The following is an 18,587-nucleotide window of genomic DNA, read 5'->3' as shown; positions in this document are numbered from 1 at the left end:
TACTTCGACAGACCTACCGAACACACAGTAGGTCGGTTTCCCGCATGTGACAAGAGTCGCACCCGGATTTTTTCATGGCTCAGCTCACACGCCGAGTACTCGGTCCACTCACAGTCCGAGCGATTTGGCAATGATTGTGCGCATCACCTCGCTGGTACCTGCGTAGATCCGGGCCACCCTCGCATCGGTGTACAGCCGCGCAATCGGGTACTCCATCATGTAGCCGTACCCACCGAAAAGCTGCAGGCAGCGGTCGACGACCCGGCCCTGCAACTCGGTGCAGAAAAGCTTCACCTTCGCCGCGTCGGCGCCGGACAGCTCGCCCTCGACAAGCTCGGCGACAGCAGCGTCGACCATCGTCTGGGCGGCCTCGAGCTCGGCCGTCATGCCCGCGAGCTCGAACTTGGTGTTCTGGAAGGACGCCACCGGTTGACCGAAGGCCTTACGTTCCTTGGTGTACTCGATCGTCGCGGCGACCGCCGCCTTCGCCTGGGCAACCGAACCGACCGCGACCGTGATGCGCTCCTGCGGGAGATTGTGTCCGAGGTAGCCGAACGCCGCGCCTTCCGCACCCAGCAGGTTGGCCGCCGGCACCCGCACGTCGTTGAACGACAACTCGACCGTGTCCTGCACCCGGCAGCCCATCTTGTCGAGTACCCGGCCACGCTCGAACCCGGCCATCCCGTCTTCGACGACGAGCAGGCTGAGCCCGGCGCGGCGGTTGTCCGGGTCGGTCGACGTCCGGGCCACTACGATCACGAGATCGGCGAGCAGACCACCGGTGATGAATGTCTTCGCGCCGTTGAGCACGTAAAGGTCGCCATCCCGCACCGCCGTGGTGCGAACCCCGGCCAGGTCCGAGCCGGTGCCGGGCTCGGTCATCGCGACCGCGGTGAGTAGCTCCCCCGTCGCCAGACCAGCGAACCACCGGCCGCGCTGCTCCTCATTCGCGTACTCCAGGAAGTACGGCAGAATCACGTCGAGCTGGGTACGTACCGTGCCCAGGGTGACCAGGGCACGGGCCGCCTCCTCCTGCAGCACCGCGTTGTAGCGGTAATCCGGCAGCCCACCACCGCCGTATTCCTCGGGGATTGCCACACCGAGCATGCCGAGTGATCCGAGCTGCTTGAAGACCTCGCGTGGAATCTGACCGGCCTTCTCCCAGGCCGGATAGTTCGGTGCCACTTCTTTTTCCACGAACTTCCGGGCCAGTTCCCGGAATGCCTCATGGTCGGCGGTGTACAGATGTCGGCGCAAGGTCAACTCCCACTGTGCGTTTCGTCGTTTGTATCGGCGGTGCCATAGCTGGGACCGATGGCTCCGCGCACCCGCAGGCCGGTAATGGCCGCGGGGTCGAAGCCGAGTTCGGTCAATATGACATCGGTATGCTCGCCCAGTCCGGGGACGGCGCCCATCTCGTATTCGAAGCCGCTGATGATCGCCGGTGGCAACAGCGCCGGAATCGGCCCGGCCGAGGTCTCCACCTGCCGCCACCGGTCGCGTGCGGTCAACTGCGGATGCGCGAGCACATCGGTCGTCGTGTTGTATCGCGAGTTCCCGATGCCCGCGTCGTCGGCGATCTTCTGCACGTGGTCGAGATCGTGCTGGGCGCACCACGCTCCGATCGCCTCGTCGAGCACCGCGCGGTTCGCGACCCGGTCACTGTTCGTGGCGAATGTCGGGTCGTCGGCAAGGTCGTTGCGGCCGATGATGTCTCGGGCCAGCCGCTGCCATTCACGGTCATTCGTCGTGCCGAGGATCACGGTCTGCCCGTCGGCGGTGCGGAAGGCGCCGTAGGGCGCGACCGCGGGCGAACTCATGCCGAGTGGCTGCTGCTCGATACCGGAATGCTGGGTGTAGGTGAGTGGGTAGCCCATGAGATCCATCATGGTGTCGAACAGGCTCACCGTGATGGGACCGGTCGTAGCCGCGCCGCTACGCTGCCTGCCGCACAGCGTCGCCAGGATGGAGATGGCCGCGTACAGCCCGGTCGAGATATCCGCCACGGGCGGACCGGGTTTGGCCGGCTGGTCCGGCGTACCGGTTACCGAGCATGCCCCGGATTCCGCCTGAATCAGCAGGTCGTATGCACGCTTGTGAGACAACGGGCCGCCCTGGCCGTATCCGTCGATCTCGACCGAGATCAGATCGGGGTAGCGCTGCTTCAGCCCCGAACCGGCGAGCCCGAGCCTCGCCATGGCGCCCGGGGCCAGATTCGAGACGAGCGCATCGGCGCCATCGAGCAGCCGGTGCAGCACCTCGAGGCCCTCCGGCGACTTGAGATTCAGCGTCACCGACTCTTTGCCGCGGTTGGCCCAGACAAAGTGCGCCGCAAGGCCATTCACGACTGTGTCGTAATCGCGGGCAAAGTCCCCGCCCTTCGGGTTCTCCACCTTGATCACCCGCGCGCCGAAATCGGCGAGCACGCGCGTGCACATCGGCGCGGCCACCGCCTGCTCGAGGGTGACCACGGTGATACCGGCGAGCGGCCCCGCAGCGGAGGCTGCGGGGCCGGCCGGTGCCGAAGAATCCGGCATCACATCACCATGCCGCCATCCACCGGCAGCACCTGCCCGGTCACAAAGGACGCCGCGTCGGAGGCAAGGAACACGAACGCGCCGGCAACCTCCGAGGGCTCGGCCCAGCGCCGCAACAGGATTCGGTTGAGCATCGTCGCCGCGAACTTCTCGTCGGTGCGGATCGTGTCCGTCATCGGTGTCGCTGCGAGCGGAGCCAGCGCGTTCACACAAATTTGCTTGCGCGCGAGCTCGCGGGCGAGCGATTTGGTGAGACCGATGATGCCGGCCTTCGCCGCCGAGTAGTTCACCTGGCCGAGCGTGCCGACGATTCCCGCCGACGACGTCACGTTGATGATGCGCCCGGTGCCGTCTGTCGGCAGGAACGGCAGCGCCGCCTGCGAGCAGTTGAAGGCGCCCAGCAAGTGCACCTCGTACAACTTGCGCATGCTGTCGGCGGATGTGGCGCCGAACATCGCCGGGTCGGTCACACCTGCGTTGTTCACCACGATATGCAGCGAACCCGAACCGAGACCCGCAGCGCGGGCCACCGCCGCGTCGGCCGACTCCCGATCGGTCACGTCGAGACCAATGCTGTCCGCCTTGCCGCCATTTGCCGAAATCCGCTCTGCGACTGCGGCAGCCGCATCGGGATTGACATCCGTGACCAGCACGGTGGCACCGGCGTCGGCGAGCGCCTCGGCCACCGCCGCGCCGATACCGCCCGCGGCGCCGGTCACCAACGCCACACGCCCGGTCAGATCGAATAGCGATTTCTTCTCGGCCATCTAGTAGCTCCTCGGCATTCCCATGACATGAGATCCCAGATAGTTCAGGATCATTTCCTGGCTGATCGGCGCAATCTTCATGACGCGTGCCTCACGGAAGTACCGCGCGACGTTGTATTCCTCGGAATAGCCCATGCCACCGTGGGTCTGTATCGCACGGTCCGCGGCTGTGAACCCGGCATCGGCGCACAGGTACTTCGCCGTGTTCGCCTCACGGCCACAGGGCTTTCCGTTGTCGTAGAGCCAGGTCGCCTTGCGCAGCACCAATTCGGCGGCATCGAGATGCGTGAGCGAATCGGCGAGCGGGAACTGGATCCCCTGGTTCATCCCGATCGGGCGATCGAAAACGACGCGTTCGTTGGCGTACCGCACGGCCCGGTCGAGCGAGACGCGGCCGAGGCCGAGCGCCTCGGCGGCAATGAGCATGCGCTCCGGGTTCAGCCCGTCGAGCAGGTACTGAAAACCCTTGCCCTCCTCGCCGACGCGGTCCTCGACGGGAATTCTCAAGTCATCGATGAACAACTCGTTCGACGACACCGCATTGCGGCCCATCTTGCGGATCGGCCGGATATCGACGTGGTCGCGATCGAGGTCGGTGAGGAACAGCGTCATGCCGTCGGTCTTCTTGGTGACCTCGTCGTAGCGCTGGGTCCGGGTAAGCAGCAGGATCTTCTCCGACTCGAGCGCCTTGGAGATCCACACCTTGCGTCCGTTGACGACATAGTGCTCGCCATCCCGCCGGGCGAAGGTCGTGATACGCGACGTGTCGAGCCCGGCACCGGGCTCGGTCACCCCGAAGCACACGTGCAGATCACCGTTCACGATCCGTGGCAATGTCCGCTGTTTGAGCTCTTCAGAACCGTGTTTTACCACCGGATGCATCCCGAAGATGGACAAGTGGATCGCGGTGGCAGCGTTCATGCCACCGCCGGAGCGCGCCACCTCCTCGAGGATCAGCGATGCCTCGGTGATCCCCATCCCGTGCCCGCCGTACTCCTCCGGGATCGTGATGCCGAGCCAACCGCCATCGGCGATCGCCTTGTAGAACTCGTGCGGGAACTCGTGCGCGAGATCCTTCTCCATCCAGTACTGATCGTCGAACTTGCGGGCCAGCTCGGCCACCGAGGATCGGATCAGCTGCTGATCCTCGCTCAGCTCGAAGCTCATTCCCTCGCTGTTCATCTGCTCCGTCACGCCGCTCCTCGGAATCGGGTTGCGAAATCGTCCAACGTCATTGGCGTTGTCCTTAGCTCAGCTGGTCAGTCCGAAGCGGGGAGCGCCTTGGCGGCTTTGATGGTCATCGGTACGCCATCGCAGGACAACTCCCCGGTACCGGGTGCGGTGCAGAGCAACTCGACGGTCTCGTCGGCATCGACATACCGTTTGCCGATCAGCGTCGCCGGGTTTGTGAGCCCCTTGGTGTCCGGCCGCCCGGGAGGCGCGGCCACCATCGGCGCACCGCCACAGGCGATCTCGGGCGTGCGATCCGCCGGGAGGCGAACCACCACAACGCGCGTCGTGCAGACGGTGCTTGCGAGCTGGCTTCCGGACTTCAGTGCCGGAGTGGTCATGACCGGTCTCCCTTCTCGATTCGATCGGAGATTGCAGCGAATTCGAACGACTGGCGCGCCATCCAGAACCGCAGGAACCCGGTCAGTGAGTAGCGCAGGTAGATCGCCGCACCCGCGATACCCACCGAAACGCCGAGAATCGCCAGAATGATCGCGTCACGCTGAACGAGCGGGTTGGACGTGGTGTGCGACATGAAGTAGGCGATGATGCCGATCACCGGGCCGGCGAGCATCATCGTGAGGCCGAGTCGCAGCCACAGGCTCGACCGTCCGCTGGACGGGTCCGGGATCTTCAGTTCGGACAATTCGCGAGTGAATCGGTCGGCTCGCGATTCGGTCGAGGTCATATGGAGCTCCCAAGATAGAGGTTTGCAAGTTCGGTGCGGAAACCACCGTCGGGGTGGCCTTGTTGTTGGATCCGACCACGCACCATGACGGCGGCGTGGTCCGCGATATCGAGTACCGCCGAGGCGAACTGCTCGACGACCAGCACCGCGACACCTTGGCGGGCGATTTCGGCCACCTGCTCGTAGAGCTCGCCGACGATCAAGGGCGCCAAGCCCATCGACAGTTCGTCGAGCAGCAGGACGGCAGGATCGGTTGCCAGCCCGCGAGCGAGCGCGAGCATCTGCTGCTCGCCGCCCGACATCGTGCCGGCCGTCTGCGAAGCGCGCTTCCCGAGGATCGGGAACCGCGAAAACGCGATCTCCTCGATTTCTTCGCGCTTCCGACCGGTGTAGGTCATCATCTGCAGGTTCTCCCGGACCGAGAGGTTCGGGAACACGCCGCGGCCTTCCGGGATGAGGCAGACACCGGCGCGAGCAAGGTCACGCAGCGCGACTCCCGTGACGTCTCGGCCGCCGAGCATCAGATGGCCGGACGACACCGGGTGCACACCGGCGGCCACCTTCAGCAGGGTCGTCTTGCCGGCACCGTTGGGTCCCAGCAGGGCAACAACCTGGCCGGCCGCCACACTGAGATCGATGCCGTGCAGGACGGTGATCTCGTCATAGGCCGCGCGCACACCGCGCAACTCGACGATCGGCATCATGCTGCCCCCAGGTAGGCGGCGAGCACCTTCTCGTCGCGACGGATGACCGCAGGCGGACCGCTCGAGATGATCCTGCCCAGATCGAGCACGTACACCTGATCGCACACGTTCATCACCAGTTCCATGTCGTGTTCGACCAGCAGGACCGCTGCTCCGTCGTCGGCCAGCCCGCGCAACAGCGTGGCGAACCGCTCGGTCTCTTCCGGATCCTGGCCTGCCGCAGGTTCGTCGAGCAACAGCAGCCCGGGCTGGGTCGCCATCGCCCTGGCCACCTCGACCAGTCGGCCCATACCGGTGGAGAGGTTGTCCGCGCCGACGTCGGCGACCTCACGAAGTCCGACCCGATCGATGATTCCATCGACGAATTCAGCGGCGCCGCGTCGTTTGGCGCCGAGTTCCGCGGCGACGAGCAGATTGTCCCGTACCGTCAGCCGCCCGAAGAGCTCGAGCCGCTGGAAGGTGCGGGCCAATCCCAGCTTCGCGCGGTGCGCAGGACCACTGCGGGTGACGTCGTGCCCGTCGAGGGTGACGCGTCCGGTCAACGGTCGGCGGAGTCCGCCGATAACGTCGAACAGCGTGCTCTTGCCGGCACCGTTGGGCCCGATGAGCCCCGTGATCTTGCCGCGTTCGGCAGCCAGCGCAACGTCGTCGAGCGCCTTGCTCCCACCGAACGCGACGCTGACCCCACTAACCTCGAGTAGTGACGGCACGGTTCAGCACCTCCTCGTCCTCGGGCTGCCAGTCTCGCTCGATGCCCCACCATTCCACCGGAATCTCCGCATCCGCCGATGGCTTCTGGCGCATCGATACAAAGCCTTGCACCGCCAACCCGCCGAGCGCCGCAATTCCAAAGAAGACGTAACCGTTGATGACATCGTTGAGCCGCAGCAGCCACGCCACCACGAAGATGGCGACGTACGCGACCACGGCGGTGCGGTTGCGGAACACCGGATCCCAGTCCTTCCGCATGGTCGCGATCGCACCCTGGCTGATGATTCCGCCGGCAAACGCGATACCGAGCAGGCCCGGCACCACCGCGACGAGATCCGCCGTCCCGGGCCACAACGCGACGACCGCGGCGAACGGCCCGGCAAGCATTGTGCCCGTGAAGAATCCGTCACCCACCGCACCCAGGCCGCCGATGACGGCGATCAGGAAGATCGGCAGGCCCGCCACGAAGTTGAACTGATCGGCCGTGACCGATTGCAACTGCATGCCATAGAGCGCGCCGCCGAGACCGGCGATACCCGCGCCCAGCGCGAACACCATGACCTTCGCGAGCAGCAGGTTGCCGCCGAGGGTGGCGTACGCCGCCTCACTGTCGCGTTGCGCGATCAGCTGCCGACCGAACCTGCTGTGCCGCAACGACGCCACAACCAGCGTCGCAAGAGCCAGGCAGACCGCGGAGAAGATGGTGACCTTCGCCGTGGAGTCGATATGGAAGCCGAACAGATTCGGCCCGACGAGATTTACCGAACCTTGATCGAAGATGGTGATGTCGACGCCGAACACACTGAACGACGGCATGGTGAAGATCCAGCGGTCGAGGATCACCGCGAAGGCCGCGGTGCCGAGCGCGAGGTACACCCCTGAGAGGCGCAGCGCCGGAATCGCGACCACCGCGCCGAATACGGCCGCGACCACGATGGCCGCGATCAGCGCCCACCACTGCCCCTGGCCGCCGAAGTACGCACAGGCGGCGGCGCCGATCCCGGCCATGCTGAGTTGGCACAGCGAGATCTGTCCGGCATACCCGGCCAGCGGCACGAACGACAGCGCAATGATGCTCATCGGGAAGATCAGCCCGAAGGAGATCAGGTCCGACTCGGTGAGCACGGTCGCGAGCACGACGCCGAATGCGATGATCACGGCACCGAAGATCACCGTGCCGCGGATGGTTGGCAGCGGAACCTTGGTGAGCCGATAGGCACGGCCGCGCAATCGCCCATGCGGGAAGATCAGCAGCGCAGCGAACAACAGCAACGCCGGCGCGGCCAACCGCAAGCCCGGCAAATAGGGATTCTGCGGCAGGTAACCGGCCAGATAACTCTCCAGGCACCCGACGACGATTGCGCCGACGAACGTCATCGGCAGGTTCTTCAGCCTGCCGAAGATCGCCGCGGTGTAGGCGCTCACGATCAGCAGCGACAGTTGCATGGCGTCCAGCGCGACCGACGAGGCGATGAGGACGCCGCCGATCGCGGCAAGCTCGGTGCCCAGAACCCACGCCACCCGGTTGGCCCGGACCGGATCGGCGCCGGTGAGACCCACCAGCGACCGGTCGTCCACCGTGGCGCGCATTTCTGTGCCGATGCGGGTGTTGAACATCAACACGCGAAGGCCGATCGCCACCGCAATGGCGATGATCATCGTGACGCCCTGATGCCAGCTGACGGTCGCCGAGCCGAGGTGGATCGATGACTTGTCGGCGAAGAAGGCCGGCAGCGAACGCGAGACATTCGGATCCCAGATCCACCGCGACAGCGCGATCAACGCGCTCAACAACGCGATCGTCATGACAAGTTTCTCGGCGTCACCCAGACTCTGCACTGGCCGCAGCGCCTTCTCCACAAGGAGACCGAAGCCGGGTGCCAGGACGAAGAGCACGATCAGGATGCCGAGCCAGACCGGCAGGCCCCAGTCGACGGTCAGCTGCCAGTAGCTGAATGCCGCCATCATGCCGGTTGCGCCGTGCGCGAAGTTGAACACACCGGTGGTCGTGTACGTGACCACCAGGCCGCTACCGATGATCGCGTAAATCGAGGCCAGGGTCAGACCGACGATCCCGAACGTGAGGAACTTATCCATCTACTTCACGTCGTTCATCGTCTTGCCCACGTCGGCGAGGGTCATCGGAGTGCCATAGTTCTGCGTGTACTTGTAGGCCGGCATATCGCAGCGGTACGGACCGTTGTCCGGATGGAAGTCCGCGGCCACCCAGCCGTCCTTCGTCGCCTGCTCCGCGTTGTAGCACGGCGACGGCGGGGCCGGCTGTGCCAGATTCTGCGGCGCGGTCAATCCACCACCGGTCCAGGCGGTTTCGGACGCAGCCGCGTTGTAGACACAGGTGCGCGTCAGGTCGTCACCACAGCTCGCCGCAGCCTTCGCGAAGAGCAACCAGGACGACATCGCCCGGATCGCGGGCAGCGTGATCTGCGCATCGGGCGCGTACTTCTTGTACAGCTCCTTGACCTGCTTGGTGGCCGGTTCGTCGCTTTCCAGCGGCGCCACGCCACCAAGGTCTAGGACGTTGTTCTGGAACTCGGCCGATTTACCCGCAAGCTTGAGGAACTGTGCGTTGTACGCATTGTTGTTCGCATCGATCCAGTCGAGCTTGTAGTCCATGCCGGTGAGCACCGTCTCGAGCTTGACCAGCTGGTTGTAGTCGCCGTAGAACAGCAGACCCTTGACGCCCTCGCTCTTGATCTTCTGCGCGTACGGGGTCCAGTCGGAGACACCCATCGCCGGATACAGATCGTTGTAGACGAACGTGCCACCGGCCGCCTGCACGGATTCGAGAGCCTGCGCGCCAAGGTCTTTGGTGAGTGGTGAGTCACCATTGATGATGCCGATGGCGCCCGCCGAGGCCGGGTAGGCCTCCTTCATCAGCCACGACCGGAACTGGAAATAAGGGTCATAACCTGCGGTCTGACTCGGTGAGGCACTGATCTGAAGGTCGGCGCCGGTTGCCGTCGCCTGCACAGTCTGTGCCGGGAAGCTCGGCAGACCACAGTTCAGTCGCGTCTTGACACCGAGTCCGTCCAGCGCGCTGCCGCCACCGACGAGAGCGAAGTCCTCACTGCACGCGGCCACCATCTGCGCATTGGTCTCCATCAGCTTCGAATCGCGGGTGTTCGCGACGAGCTTGCGACCGTTGATGCCACCGAGTTCGTTGCACCACGAGGTGAAGACCTTCGCGGCGTCCACGAACTCCGAGTTCTTGGTGAAGCCCACATCGCTGAAAACGCCGACTTCGATCTGGCTGTCGGTCACGCCCTGTGTGGGCGAGCCCTTCGGCGATCCGGACTGGCAGACATCGGTGAGGTCGCCGAAATCAGCCGAAACCGCCGACGCGCCGGCCGAACCGCCGTCGCTTTCGGTGCTGGTCTCCGTACCACTGCGGCCGCTACAGCCCGCGAGCAGCAGCGCGGCTGCCGCGACGGCGACGACTATCCGCTTTCGTTTCACGTTTCCTCCTCTGCCGGCCGTCATCGGCCGGCCATGTGTGCCGGGAGGTCCGTCGCCCATGCCCCCCGTGCCCACTTCGGGCCACCGCAGTGACGTGCCTCTCACTACTAGGAAACTATCCTCTCGCTTTTGGAGAATCAACCTCTAGTTTCATGACAAGCGGGCAAAGCGGGCACAGCGACAGGCTCGGCGCCGGCGAGTCGGAACTCGCCGGCGCCGATATGTCCACCGGATTCGGGATGAGCGTCAGTTCAGGTCGTTCATGCTCTTCCCGACATCCGCCAGGGTCATCGGCTTGCCGTAGTCCTGCGTGTACTTGTACGGCGGGATGTCGCACCGGTACAGGCCATTGTCCGGCTTGAAGTCGGCCGGCTGCCAGCCCTCGGGGGTCACCTGCTCGACGTTGAAGCACGGCGACGGCTTGGTGTTGTCGCCGACATTGACCGGCGCATGCAGCCCGCCGCCGGTCCACTCCGTCTCCTTCAGGCCGTTCTCGTAGACGCACTTGCGCGTGAGCTCATCGCCACACGCCGAGGCCGCCTTGGAAAACAGCAGCCAGGCCGACATCGCGCGCAGCGCCGGGAAGGTGATGTTCGCATCCGGCGCGTACTCCGCGTACATGTCCTTGACCTGCTGCAACGCCGGAACCTGGTCGGCGAGTTCGATCGGCGCGAAGCCGCCGAGGTCGAGCAGATTGTTCTGGAACTGCGCCGACTTACCGAGCTGGTCGATGAATTCCTGGGAATAGTTGTTGTTGTTCGCGTCGATCCAGTCCAGCTTGTAGTTCATCCCCGTAAGGGTTTCCTCCAGCTTGGGAAGATGCTTCGGGTCGCCGAGGAAGATCAGACCCTTGACGCCCTTGTCCTTGAGCGCCTGCGCGTACGGGGTCCAGTCCGCGATACCCGACGGCGGATAGGCGTCCTGGTAGACAACCGTGCCACCGAGCGCCCGAACGACCTCGGTGCCCTGGTCGGAGAGGGTCTTGGTGACCGGCGCATCGCCGCGCAGGATCCCTATTGCGTTCGCGGAATCCGGGTAGGCCTCCTGCATAGCCCACTTCCGGAACCCGTAGTAGCTGTCGTAGCCGACGAACCGGCTCGGCGAGGCGTTCAGCTCGAGATCGGCGCCGATCGACTGCACCTGTGCGACCTGGGCGGGAAAGCTGGGCAGCAGGCAGTTGAGCCGCTCCTGCACGCCCAGGGAGTCGAATCCAGCGCCACCGCCGACGAGCGCGAAGTCCTCGCGGCACGCTTCGACCATCTGCTGGCGCACCGCCGTCAAATTCGTGTCGTGAGTGTTGGGCACCAGCTTGCGCCCATTGATTCCGCCGGCTTCGTTGCACCACGAGGTGAACACGTTGGCCGCGTCGACGAACTCGGGATTCTTGGTGAACCCGAGGTCGGTGAAGACGCCGACCGTGATGTCGTCCGCCGTGACGCCCTGCGCGGAGGCGGTCTTCGCGTCACCGGGGCCACAGACTTCCGATAGGTCGCCGAAATCGCCCGAAGCCGAACTGCTGCTGCTGCTCTTCGCGCCGCTGTCCTCGCTGCTCGCACCGCTGTCGTCGCTACGACCGCTACACCCCGCGACCAGCACCGTGATTGCTGCGAGAGCCACGAGTATTCGCCGTGGTTTCAACGTTTCCTCCTCCACTGGGCCGCCGATGCGTCCGGCCACTTCGTCGTGCGACGCCCGGGCACAATGAATGGCGGGCGAGCACTAATAGTGTGACGTGGCTCTCACTCATTGCAAGCACCATTTCGGAATCTGAGAATCGGAATTCTCGCCCCATCTCTGGTCCGATGCACACCGACAAGCGCGAGGTCGCGGTACCTCACGCCCCCGCAGAAGGCACTCGCCGGCGAAGCAGTTCGCACCCAGACGTTGACGAACCGATACTCGTCGTGGAAACCTATTGTTCAATATTGAGAATCCGATTCTCCTCAAGGAAGGAGTTCGTGCATGCGGCTCCCCCCGCTTCCCGCGGACGAATGGGACGACGAGACGCGCGCGGCGCTCGCCGGGATGATGCCGCGCGCGCGGCAGAACCCCGACGATGCCGGTACCGCGCTCGCGACGCTCGTACGGCACCCGGCGCTGACCAAGGCCTTTCTCGGCCTGAGCGTCCACCTGCTGTTCCGGTCGACTCTGCCCCCGCGCCTGCGCGAGCTCGCGATCCTGCGGGTGGCCTACCGACGCGACTGCGAATACGAGTCGGCGCACCACGTGGAGATGGCCGCCGAAGTCGGCCTCGACGCCGGCGAGGTCGCCGCCGCACAGCGTGGCGAGTCGGCGGACGACTTCGAGCGGGCGGTGCTGCGCGCAGTCGACGAGCTCGATGAAAAGTCGGCGATCACCGATTCGACTTGGGCCACTCTCGAGGCCCGGCTCGACGAGCGTCAGCTCATGGACCTGATCTTCACAATCGGCACATACAACACTATGGCCGTGGCCTACAACACTTTTGGCGTTAAGCCCGAACAGAAAGGTTAGACCTGTGGCGCACTTTCCGAAACCGGCCGCGGGCAGTTGGACCGAGAATTGGCCCGAACTCGGCACTGCACCCGTCAATTACAACGACTCCATCGATCCCGAGCATTACAAGCTGGAGCAGCAGGCGATTTTTCGCAAGCTCTGGCTGCACGTCGGCCGGGTCGAGCGGCTGCCCAAGACCGGCAGTTACTTCACCAGGGAGATGCCGTCCGTCGGACCGGGCACCTCGATCATCATCGTCAAGGACAAGGACGGCGAAGTCCGCGCCTTCTACAACCTGTGCCGGCACCGTGGGAACAAGCTGGTCTGGAACGACTACCCCAACGAAGAGGTCTCGGGCAGCTGCCGCCAGTTCACCTGCAAGTACCACGCCTGGCGGTACAGCACCAAGGGTGATCTGACCTTCATCCAGCAGGAAGACGAGTTCTTCGACGTGGACAAGGCCGACTACGGCCTCAAGCCCGTGAAGTGCGAGGTGTGGGAAGGCTTCATCTTCGTCAACTTCGACGACGAGGCCGGGCCGCTGGCCGACTATATGGGCGACTTCGGTAAGGGGCTCGAGGGCTACCCGTTCCACGAAATGACCGAGGTCTACAGCTACCGCTCGGAGATCAAGGCGAACTGGAAGCTGTTCATCGACGCGTTCATCGAGTTCTACCACGCGCCGATCCTGCATATGAAGCAGGCAACTCAGGAGGAAGCCGCGAAGCTGGCCAAGATCGGCTTCGAAGCGCTGCACTACGACATCAAGGGCATCCACTCGATGATCTCGTCCTGGGGCGGAATGTCTCCGCCCAAGGACCTGAACATGGTCAAGCCCATCGAGCGGATCCTGCACAGCGGCCTGTTCGGTCCGTGGGATCGTCCCGATATCAAGGGCATCCTGCCCGACGAGCTTCCCCCGGCCGTCAACCCGGCACGGCAGAAGACCTGGGGCCAGGACTCGTTCGAGTTCTTCCCCAACTTCACTCTGCTGCTGTGGGTGCCGGGGTGGTACCTCACCTACAACTACTGGCCGACCGGCGTGGACTCGCATATCTTCGAGGCCAACCTGTACTTCGTACCGCCGAAGAACACCCGTCAGCGACTGTCCCAGGAGCTGGCAGCGGTGACCTTCAAGGAATACGCGTTGCAGGATGCCAACACCCTGGAGGCCACTCAGACCCAGATCGGCACCCGGGCGGTCACCGACTTCCCGCTGTGCGATCAGGAGATCCTGCTGCGGCATCTGCACAAGACCGCGCACGATTTCGTGAACGAGTACAAGGAAGAAAAAGCCGCATCGAACGGCAAGACCAATGGGAGCGTCGCACATGTCTGAGACTTCGACGGCACTGCTGCCGCCCGAGTTCGCCGACCTGGAACGGTTCGGTGACTGGATCCTGGCCACCGAGCCGGAGCGCTACGCCAAGCGGCTGGCCTCCACCATGGACGAGATGCAGGACCTCTACGACGCCGGTATCGCGCGCCTCGAGGAGGTCATGGTGTACCTCGACGCCCGTTTCCCGCTGAACGACATGCCCGAGGATGCCAAGCGGCTGATGCACCTGATGCAGTCCGTGGTGATGGTGTCCTTCCCGATCGAGGTCTGGAAGCAGCCGCGCGTGCTCGACAGCGGCGCTGCCTGGGTGACCATCACCAAGGAGCCGGTGGTCTGACCCATGCTGACCCTGAAGGCAGCGGGGCTACTCGACGTCGATGCCGGCGAGATCATCACGCCGGGCATCATCCGCGTCGACGGAGATCGCATCGTCGGGGTCGGTGGCGCACCGGAAGGTGACGTCATCGACCTCGGCGACCTGATCCTCATGCCCGGCATGATGGACATGGAGGTCAACCTGCTCATGGGTGGCCGCGGCGAAAAGCCCGTCACCTCAATGGTTCAGGATGACCCGCCGCTGCGAATGCTGCGCGCGGTGGGCAATGCCCGCCGCACGTTGCGGGCCGGCTTCACCACGGTCCGCAACCTCGGCCTGTTCGTCAAAACCGGTGGCTACCTGCTCGACGTCGCGTTGGGAAAGGCGATCGACGCCGGCTGGGTCGACGGGCCGCGGGTGGTGCCCGCCGGGCACGCGATCACCCCCACCGGGGGGCATCTCGATCCGACGATGTTCGCCGCGTTCATGCCCGGCGTCCTCGAGCTCACCATCGAAGAGGGCATCGCCAACGGTGTCGACGAGGTGCAGAAGGCCGTTCGATACCAGATCAAGCATGGTGCCCAGCTGATCAAGGTGTGCGTTTCGGGCGGCGTCATGTCGCACACGGGAACTGCTGGTGCGCAGCACTACTCGTTCGACGAACTGTGCGCCATCGTCGACGAGGCGCATCGGCGCGGGCTGCGGGTCGCTTCGCATACGCATGGAGCCGAAGCCGTGAAGTCGGCCGTCAAGGCAGGCATCGATTGCATCGAGCACGGGTTCCTCGTCGACGACGAGGCAATCGCGATGATGGTCGACAACGGGACCTTCCTGGTACCCACGACCCGGTTGATCGATGGCATGGACATGTCGCACGCACCCGACGAGTTGAAAGACAAAGCGGCCGTGATGTTCCCGCAGGCACGCATTGCGGTCAAGAAGTGCTACGACGCCGGCGTGAAGATCGCTGTCGGTACCGACGCACCGGCCATCCCGCACGGCAAGAACGCCGACGAACTCGTCGCGCTCGTCGAACGCGGATTGCCCCCGCTTGCCGTGCTCCGGGCGGCGACCATCGTGGCCGCCGACTTGATCAACGTCACCGACCGCGGCCGACTGGCCGAGGGACTGCTCGCCGACATCGTCGGCGTGCCCGGAAACCCCATGGATGACATCACTGTCACCCAGAACGTGAAGTTCGTGATGAAAGGCGGGAAGGTCTTTGTCAACAACTGACGAAATCGTGGCCATCAATCAACTGCTGGCTCGGTATGCGGTCACCATCACACAAGGCGATATCGACGGGCTGATCGGAGTTTTCACCCCGGACGGCACGTACAGCGCCTTCGGTGACACATTCACGCTTGCCGAGTTCCCCGCATTGGTCGCCGCCGCCCCGAGCGGTTTGTTCATGACCGGCACCGCACTCATCAATCTTAACGGCGACACCGCGACCGGCACCCAGCCGCTGTGCTTCGTCGAGCACTCGACCCACGACATGCGGATCGGGTACTACAACGACACCTACGCCAAGACGAGCGACGGGTGGCGGCTGCGGACCCGGAAGATGACGTTCATCCGCCGCAGTGGCGAGCACGACTCGGGCCGGCCGCACGCTTACGAGGCGCCCTCGGCATGACACCGGACGAGTTCCGGAAGGCGTTGTGCGCATGGCTCGATGAGAACGACCTGACGCCGGGCGAGGATCATTCGCTCGACGGCCAGGTCGCTCAACTCGATCGAGTCCGCGCCGCGCTCTTCGACGCGGGCTGGATGCGTTACGGCTGGCCCGCCGAGGTCGGCGGCCTCGGCGGGCCCGCCGTGCTGCGCGCGATTCTCGGCGAGGAGGTCGCCAATCGCGATCTGGCCGAGCCGGGGATCTACTCCATGATCGAAGTCCTTGCGCCCACGATGATCTCCTACGCACGACCGGAACTCGCCGCGGAGATGGTGCCTCGGCTGCTCGGCGGCCGTGAGCAGTGGTGCCAGGGATTCTCCGAACCGGGTTCGGGCAGCGACCTCGCGTCACTATCCACCCGCGCGGTCCAGCGCGGCGACGAGTGGGTGATCAACGGGCAGAAGGTGTGGACCAGTCTGGCGCAGTACGCATCCCGATGTGTGCTGCTCACCCGCACGGGTCCGGGGCACACGGGCATCACCGCGTTCTTCGTCGACATGGATACGCCGGGCATCGACGTGCGGCCGCTGCGCACCATGCACGGCGTGGACGAGTTCGCCGAGGTGTACTTCGACGACGTCGTGGTCCCCGCCGACCGAATGCTGGGCAACCCGGGCGACGGCTGGCGGGTCGCGATGGATCTGCTGCCGCACGAACGCTCGACCTGTTTCTGGCATCGGATCGCCTACCTGTTCACCCGACTGGACCGGTTGCTCGCCGAGACCACCGAGGCCGCCGACGCAGAACTGGGGTCGGCCTACCTTGCGCTGCACACCGTGCGATGCCGTTCGCACGCCACCCAGCAGCGCCTGGCCGAGGGCGGCAAGCTCGGACCGGAAACCTCGATCGACAAGGTGCTCCTCGCGACGGCGGAACAGCAACTCTTCGACACCGCGCGCGACCTGCTGCCCGGCGCCATCGAATTGACCGACTCCGAGTGGCGTACCGAATTCCTTTATTCGCGGGCCGCGACGATCTACGGCGGCACCGCGGAGATCCAGCGCAACATCATTGCGCGCCGACTGCTGGACCTGGGGGCGGAATGACCGAGCACGATGTCGAGATCAACCTGCTCGAGCAGACCATCCGCAAGACGATGACGACGGCGTCGGGCGCGGCGCTCGACACCGCGCTCGACGGGCTCGGCTGGGCCGACATGCTTGCCGAGATCCCCGATATCGCCGTTCCGCTGGTGTTCCGTCTGCTCGGCGAAACCGGCGCCCATTCCGCGGTGCTCAACGACGTCGTGGCGGCCGAAGCGAATCTGCCGATCGGTGAGACGCTGCCGTTGCCCTACAGCGGCGGTTCGTGGGTGCTCTGGGAACGTTCCACTGTCGCCGATGCCACCTGTCTGGACGCCGATCTTCCGGTCCGCGTTGTCGATTCGGGTTCCGCGGTCCCCCTCGCTGGCGGCCGGCGCGCCTTGGCGTGGTGGTTGGTCGGCACCAGCCGCACGATGCTCGCCCTGGCCCGCAGCCATGCACTCGACCGAACCCAGTTTGGTAAGCCGGTGGCAGGATTCCAGGCTGTCCGGCATCGGCTCGCCGAAACCCTGGTCGCGATCGAGGGTGCCGAAGCCACGCTGGCCGTCGCCAACGACGACCTCGGCGCGCTGCTGGCGAAGGCCGCCGCCGGCACTGCCGCGCGTACCGCCGCCCGGCACTGCCAACAGGTGCTCGGCGGTATCGGCTTCACCGCGGAACACGCTCTGCAGGGACATATCCGGCGGGCGTTGTTCCTCGACGGTCTCCTTGGCAGCTCGCGCGAACTGACCCGCGAGGCTGGTGCGATCATCCGCGCCCAGGGCACCGCACCCCGGCTCGCGCACCTTTAGCTCAGGTTCCCCACCCCGCTCCACCCCGCTCACCCCGAGTTGATCACGAGCCCCTGGCCCCTCCGCTGCGGTGATCACGAGCAAATGGCCCCGATTTGCCAAGTTTTTGGGGCAAGTTGCTCGTGATCAACGAGGAAATGGGGAACGGCAGAACACCGCACAACACAAGCGGGGCCGAGTCTTTCGACTCGGCCCCGCTTGTCGTGTTCAGCGACTAGCAGCCCGGGACTGTACCCCCGCCACCCGCGATTGCGAGCAGCGCACAGAGGGTGGACGCCGAGACCTTCCAGGTGCCGGCGTCGTTGATGGCCTGGCCGGTCTGGTCCGGCAGCACCGGAGCACCATTCGAGTTCAGCGTCCACGTCACGTTGGCATTGTTGGCGTCGACCAGCGTCACATTGCTAACGGTGGCGGTCGTCCCCGTCGACTGCGGGTTCGCGACCGAGGCCTCCAGCACCGGGAGGAAGGTCTGACCGTTCTCGACCAGCGCGGCGCGCTCCGCCGGCGGAGCCGAGCCGTTGAAGACGACGGTGTAGGCGTCCGTGATGGCCTTGGTGGTCGCCTCGTCCGCGGCACCCGCGGCAGCCGAAGTCTCGGCCGCCGAGCTGGTGGCCTCGGCCGAGGTCGTGGTCGAAGTGTCGGACGAGCTGTCGTCGTCGCTACAGGCGGCGAGCGGTGCCACCGCGATGGCGACGATGCTGGCGGCGATAGCTGCTCGCCGGATGAACTGAACGCGCATGGGGTCTCCTTTAGACTTTCTTTTTTGAGCTGAGCGGGTGCGCCGGTGCGAGCAAATTGCTCATGTCGTCGAGATGCGTTCGCACACGGCGC

At 65.0% G+C, this 18,587-nt stretch carries 19 protein-coding genes; 7 read left to right on the top strand and 12 right to left on the bottom strand.

Annotated elements, in window-relative coordinates:
• Positions 1 to 108: 108 nt before the first annotated feature.
• The 11 genes from OG921_RS13750 to OG921_RS13700 form a co-directional block, all read right to left on the bottom strand.
• Positions 109 to 1,257 carry an acyl-CoA dehydrogenase family protein gene (locus OG921_RS13750; RefSeq protein ID WP_266113023.1) on the bottom strand — a complete coding sequence of 383 codons (1,149 nt, stop codon included), beginning with the start codon at positions 1,255 to 1,257 and terminating at the stop codon, positions 109 to 111.
• A gap of 2 nt (positions 1,258 to 1,259) precedes the next feature.
• A complete protein-coding gene (locus OG921_RS13745) occupies positions 1,260 to 2,537 on the bottom strand; it encodes a CaiB/BaiF CoA-transferase family protein (RefSeq protein ID WP_266113022.1) in 1,278 nt (425 codons plus the stop codon).
• Positions 2,537 to 3,304 carry an SDR family NAD(P)-dependent oxidoreductase gene (locus tag OG921_RS13740; RefSeq protein WP_266113021.1) on the bottom strand — a complete coding sequence of 256 codons (768 nt, stop codon included), beginning with the start codon at positions 3,302 to 3,304 and terminating at the stop codon, positions 2,537 to 2,539. The genes OG921_RS13745 and OG921_RS13740 overlap by 1 nt, the downstream gene beginning before the upstream one ends.
• Positions 3,305 to 4,471 (bottom strand): acyl-CoA dehydrogenase family protein, encoded by a 1,167-nt coding sequence (locus tag OG921_RS13735; protein ID WP_266113223.1) that lies wholly within the window; start codon positions 4,469 to 4,471, stop codon positions 3,305 to 3,307.
• Positions 4,472 to 4,563: 92 nt separating this feature from the next.
• Complete coding sequence (locus tag OG921_RS13730; RefSeq protein WP_266113020.1) at positions 4,564 to 4,875, bottom strand: hypothetical protein; 312 nt, start codon at positions 4,873 to 4,875, stop codon at positions 4,564 to 4,566.
• Positions 4,872 to 5,222: a hypothetical protein gene (locus tag OG921_RS13725; RefSeq protein WP_266113019.1), complete on the bottom strand. Its 351-nt coding sequence runs from the start codon at positions 5,220 to 5,222 to the stop codon at positions 4,872 to 4,874. The genes OG921_RS13730 and OG921_RS13725 overlap by 4 nt, the downstream gene beginning before the upstream one ends.
• Positions 5,219 to 5,926, bottom strand: a complete 708-nt coding sequence (locus OG921_RS13720) for an ABC transporter ATP-binding protein (protein WP_266113018.1) — start codon at positions 5,924 to 5,926, stop codon at positions 5,219 to 5,221. Before OG921_RS13720 ends, OG921_RS13725 begins: the two co-directional genes overlap by 4 nt.
• Positions 5,923 to 6,636 carry an ABC transporter ATP-binding protein gene (locus OG921_RS13715; RefSeq protein WP_266113017.1) on the bottom strand — a complete coding sequence of 238 codons (714 nt, stop codon included), beginning with the start codon at positions 6,634 to 6,636 and terminating at the stop codon, positions 5,923 to 5,925. Before OG921_RS13715 ends, OG921_RS13720 begins: the two co-directional genes overlap by 4 nt.
• Positions 6,614 to 8,734: an ABC transporter permease gene (locus tag OG921_RS13710; protein WP_266113016.1), complete on the bottom strand. Its 2,121-nt coding sequence runs from the start codon at positions 8,732 to 8,734 to the stop codon at positions 6,614 to 6,616. Before OG921_RS13710 ends, OG921_RS13715 begins: the two co-directional genes overlap by 23 nt.
• A complete protein-coding gene (locus OG921_RS13705) occupies positions 8,735 to 10,114 on the bottom strand; it encodes an ABC transporter substrate-binding protein (protein WP_266113015.1) in 1,380 nt (459 codons plus the stop codon). It abuts the gene before it with no gap.
• A gap of 246 nt (positions 10,115 to 10,360) precedes the next feature.
• A complete protein-coding gene (locus OG921_RS13700) occupies positions 10,361 to 11,737 on the bottom strand; it encodes an ABC transporter substrate-binding protein (protein ID WP_266113222.1) in 1,377 nt (458 codons plus the stop codon).
• A gap of 339 nt (positions 11,738 to 12,076) precedes the next feature.
• Between OG921_RS13700 and OG921_RS13695 the strand changes: the two genes are divergently transcribed.
• Genes OG921_RS13695 through OG921_RS13665 form a run of 7 tightly spaced genes read left to right on the top strand, consistent with a single transcriptional unit; the run spans position 12,077 to position 17,756 of the window.
• Positions 12,077 to 12,607 (top strand): carboxymuconolactone decarboxylase family protein, encoded by a 531-nt coding sequence (locus tag OG921_RS13695; protein WP_266113014.1) that lies wholly within the window; start codon positions 12,077 to 12,079, stop codon positions 12,605 to 12,607.
• 4 nt (positions 12,608 to 12,611) lie between these two features.
• Positions 12,612 to 13,928 carry an aromatic ring-hydroxylating dioxygenase subunit alpha gene (locus tag OG921_RS13690; RefSeq protein ID WP_266113013.1) on the top strand — a complete coding sequence of 439 codons (1,317 nt, stop codon included), beginning with the start codon at positions 12,612 to 12,614 and terminating at the stop codon, positions 13,926 to 13,928.
• On the top strand, positions 13,921 to 14,265 hold the full coding sequence (locus OG921_RS13685) for a hypothetical protein (protein WP_266113012.1): 345 nt from the start codon (positions 13,921 to 13,923) through the stop codon (positions 14,263 to 14,265). The genes OG921_RS13690 and OG921_RS13685 overlap by 8 nt, the downstream gene beginning before the upstream one ends.
• Before the next feature lie 3 nt (positions 14,266 to 14,268).
• Positions 14,269 to 15,480 (top strand): amidohydrolase family protein, encoded by a 1,212-nt coding sequence (locus tag OG921_RS13680; RefSeq protein WP_266113011.1) that lies wholly within the window; start codon positions 14,269 to 14,271, stop codon positions 15,478 to 15,480.
• Entirely contained in the window at positions 15,467 to 15,883 is a 417-nt protein-coding gene (locus OG921_RS13675; RefSeq protein ID WP_266113010.1) for a nuclear transport factor 2 family protein, read from the top strand. The genes OG921_RS13680 and OG921_RS13675 overlap by 14 nt, the downstream gene beginning before the upstream one ends.
• Positions 15,880 to 16,968 carry an acyl-CoA dehydrogenase family protein gene (locus OG921_RS13670; RefSeq protein WP_266113009.1) on the top strand — a complete coding sequence of 363 codons (1,089 nt, stop codon included), beginning with the start codon at positions 15,880 to 15,882 and terminating at the stop codon, positions 16,966 to 16,968. The genes OG921_RS13675 and OG921_RS13670 overlap by 4 nt, the downstream gene beginning before the upstream one ends.
• On the top strand, positions 16,965 to 17,756 hold the full coding sequence (locus tag OG921_RS13665; protein WP_266113008.1) for an acyl-CoA dehydrogenase family protein: 792 nt from the start codon (positions 16,965 to 16,967) through the stop codon (positions 17,754 to 17,756). Before OG921_RS13670 ends, OG921_RS13665 begins: the two co-directional genes overlap by 4 nt.
• A gap of 214 nt (positions 17,757 to 17,970) precedes the next feature.
• On the opposite strand, the gene OG921_RS13660 is transcribed toward OG921_RS13665, so the two are convergent.
• Complete coding sequence (locus OG921_RS13660; RefSeq protein ID WP_266113007.1) at positions 17,971 to 18,495, bottom strand: hypothetical protein; 525 nt, start codon at positions 18,493 to 18,495, stop codon at positions 17,971 to 17,973.
• Positions 18,496 to 18,587: the final 92 nt, after the last annotated feature.

Origin of the sequence: Aldersonia sp. NBC_00410 (assembly GCF_026342035.1) — a bacterium.
In the GTDB taxonomy this organism is placed as follows: domain Bacteria; phylum Actinomycetota; class Actinomycetes; order Mycobacteriales; family Mycobacteriaceae; genus Aldersonia.
Note: the sequence above shows the minus strand (reverse complement) of the source record. Positions and strands in the feature narration are given on the sequence as shown.